The organism is Brucella lupini (genome assembly GCF_002252535.1).
GTDB classification, from domain to species: Bacteria; Pseudomonadota; Alphaproteobacteria; order Rhizobiales; family Rhizobiaceae; genus Brucella; species Brucella anthropi.
On sequence record NZ_NNRN01000009.1, the window covers coordinates 1 to 2,496 of the forward strand.

Consider the following 2,496-nt stretch of genomic DNA (forward strand, 5'->3'; position numbering starts at 1 on the left):
TGTTGATTGCCACTGAGAACTGACCCAGCGTGGCCTGATATTTCCATTGAGAATTGACCCATGTTCCAACCTTCCCTTGCATGTTTTCAGCGAGGGCTATGGAGTGATCGACATGGCGTTATTGAGCGTGATCCGACGCTGGCATTTTCGAGACCATTTATCGATCCGGGAGATTTGCCGCAGGACCGGCTTATCCCGGAATACCATTCGCAAATACCTGCGCCTGGACGGTGTGGAGCCGAAGTTCAAGGTCCCGGAGCGGCCGAGCAAGCTCGATCCTTTTGCTGATCGGTTGTCTGCCTGGCTGAAGACGGAATCCAAGAAGAACCGCAAACAGAAGCGGACGATGAAGCAATTGCATGCTGACCTGATGAGCCTTGGCTACGAGGGCTCCTACAATCGGGTTGCGGCATTTGCCCGGGAATGGCGTGATGATCGCCAGAGAGAGTTGCAGACGACGGGCCGCGGGACATATGTACCTCTGGCGTTCGATCCCGGAGAAGCCTTCCAGTTCGACTGGTCGGAGGACTGGGCGATCATCGGCAATGAACGCACTAAGCTGCAGGTGGCGCACACGAAGCTGAGCTACAGCCGAGCCTTCATCGTTCGGGCCTATCTGCTACAGACGCACGAGATGCTGTTTGATGCCCACAATCATGCATTTCGCGTATTCGGCGGCATCCCGGGACGCGGCATTTACGACAACATGCGCACCGCGATCGACAAGGTTGGCCGCGGGAAAGAGCGTGACGTCAACGTGCGCTTCCAGGCGATGGCTAGCCACTACCTGTTCGAGCCTGAGTTTTGCAATCCGGCTTCAGGCTGGGAGAAGGGACAAGTCGAGAAGAATGTTCAGGATGCGCGTCATCGGTTCTTTCAGCCCGTTCCGCGCTTTCCATCGCTGGAAGCCCTGAACGACTGGCTCGAGCAACGCTGCAAGGAGTTCTGGGCACAGACCCCGCACGGTCAGATGCGTGGCACCATTGCCGACATTTGGGCGGAAGAAGCTCCCGCGCTCATGCCCATTACCCGGCCGTTCGATGGGTTTGTCGAATACACCAAGCGTGTCTCTCCGACCTGCCTCGTGCATCTGGAGCGCAATCGCTATAGCGTCCCGGCGTCCTTCGCCAATCGGCCGGTGAGCCTAAGGGTTTACCCAGACCGTGTTGTGGCCGCCGCAGAAGGACAGATCATTTGCGAGCATCGTCGCGTCATTGATCGCTCCCACGACAGGCCAGGACAGACGATCTACGACTGGCGGCACTACTTGGCGGTAGTGCAGCGCAAGCCAGGTGCGCTTCGCAACGGTGCACCATTCGTCGAACTTCCCGATGCATTCCGGGCCTTGCAGCAATACTTGCTCAAGAAGCCGGGCGGCGACCGGGAGATGGTCGATATCCTGGCGCTCGTCCTTCAACACGATGAACAGGCCGTCCTGTCGGCGGTCGACATGGCGTTGAAGTCCGGTGTTCCGACCAAGACGCATGTTCTGAACCTGCTGCATCGCCTTGTCGACGGCAAATCCTTCACGCCGCCGACCATCGATGCGCCACAAGCCCTGACGCTCGTCAACGAGCCCAAGGCCAATGTTGAACGATACGATGCCCTGAGAAAGACGGAGGCCCGCCATGCGTCATAATCCAGCAAGCGGTGCGATCGTCATCATGCTGCGGCAACTGAAGATGCACGGAATGGCACAAGCCGTCGGCGAACTAACCGAGCAAGGATCGCCGGCGTTCGAGGCTGCCATTCCGATCCTGTCGCAGCTTTTGAAAGCAGAGACCGCGGAACGTGAAGTTCGCTCGACTGCCTACCAGCTCAAGACGGCACGCTTCCCTGCCTATCGTGATCTGAATGGCTTCGACTTCGCCAGCAGCGAGATCAACGAGGCGCTCGTGCAGCAGCTTCATCGCTGCGACTTCCTGGACGACGCAAACAACATCGTTCTGGTCGGTGGCCCCGGCACGGGCAAGACACACATTGCTACCGCGATAGGTGTTCAGGCCATCGAGCATCACCACAAACGGGTCCGGTTCTTCTCAACGGTCGAGCTGGTCAACGCGCTGGAACAGGAAAAGGCGCAAGGACGGTCTGGGCAGATCGCCAATCGCCTTGTCCACTCTGATCTCGTGATCCTTGATGAGCTTGGATACCTGCCGTTCAGCGCGTCAGGCGGTGCGATGCTCTTCCACCTGCTCAGCAAACTCTACGAGCGAACCAGCGTCATCATCACGACGAACCTCAGCTTCAGCGAATGGGCCAGCGTCTTCGGTGATGCCAAGATGACCACGGCATTGCTCGATCGGCTTACCCATCATTGCCACATCCTTGAAACCGGAAACGACAGCTTCCGCTTCAAGAACAGCTCTGCGCACGACACTAAAACGACAAAGGAGAAAACGAGGAACTTGACCACGACCGCAGACCCGAAACATACCTAACAGGCGGGTCAATTCTCGGTGGAAACGCCGGGTCAGTTCTCAGTGGCAATCAACA

General features: G+C 57.8%; 2 protein-coding genes. Both read left to right on the forward strand.

Annotation, left to right across the window (positions count from 1 at the left end; translation table 11 throughout):
- Window positions 1-112 precede the first annotated feature (112 nt).
- Entirely contained in the window at window positions 113-1,639 is a 1,527-nt protein-coding gene (gene istA / locus CES86_RS00835; RefSeq protein ID WP_100649079.1) for an IS21 family transposase, read from the forward strand.
- On the forward strand, window positions 1,629-2,441 hold the full coding sequence (gene istB / locus CES86_RS00840) for an IS21-like element helper ATPase IstB (RefSeq protein WP_094513296.1): 813 nt from the start codon (window positions 1,629-1,631) through the stop codon (window positions 2,439-2,441). The genes istA and istB overlap by 11 nt, the downstream gene beginning before the upstream one ends.
- Window positions 2,442-2,496 lie beyond the last annotated feature (55 nt).

Excerpts from the sequence above, each read along its gene's own strand:
- istB (WP_094513296.1), top strand. The coding sequence starts at position 1,629 with ATGCGTCATAATCCAGCAAGCGGTGCGATCGTCATCATGCTGCGGCAA.
- istA (WP_100649079.1), top strand. The coding sequence starts at position 113 with ATGGCGTTATTGAGCGTGATCCGACGCTGGCATTTTCGAGACCATTTA.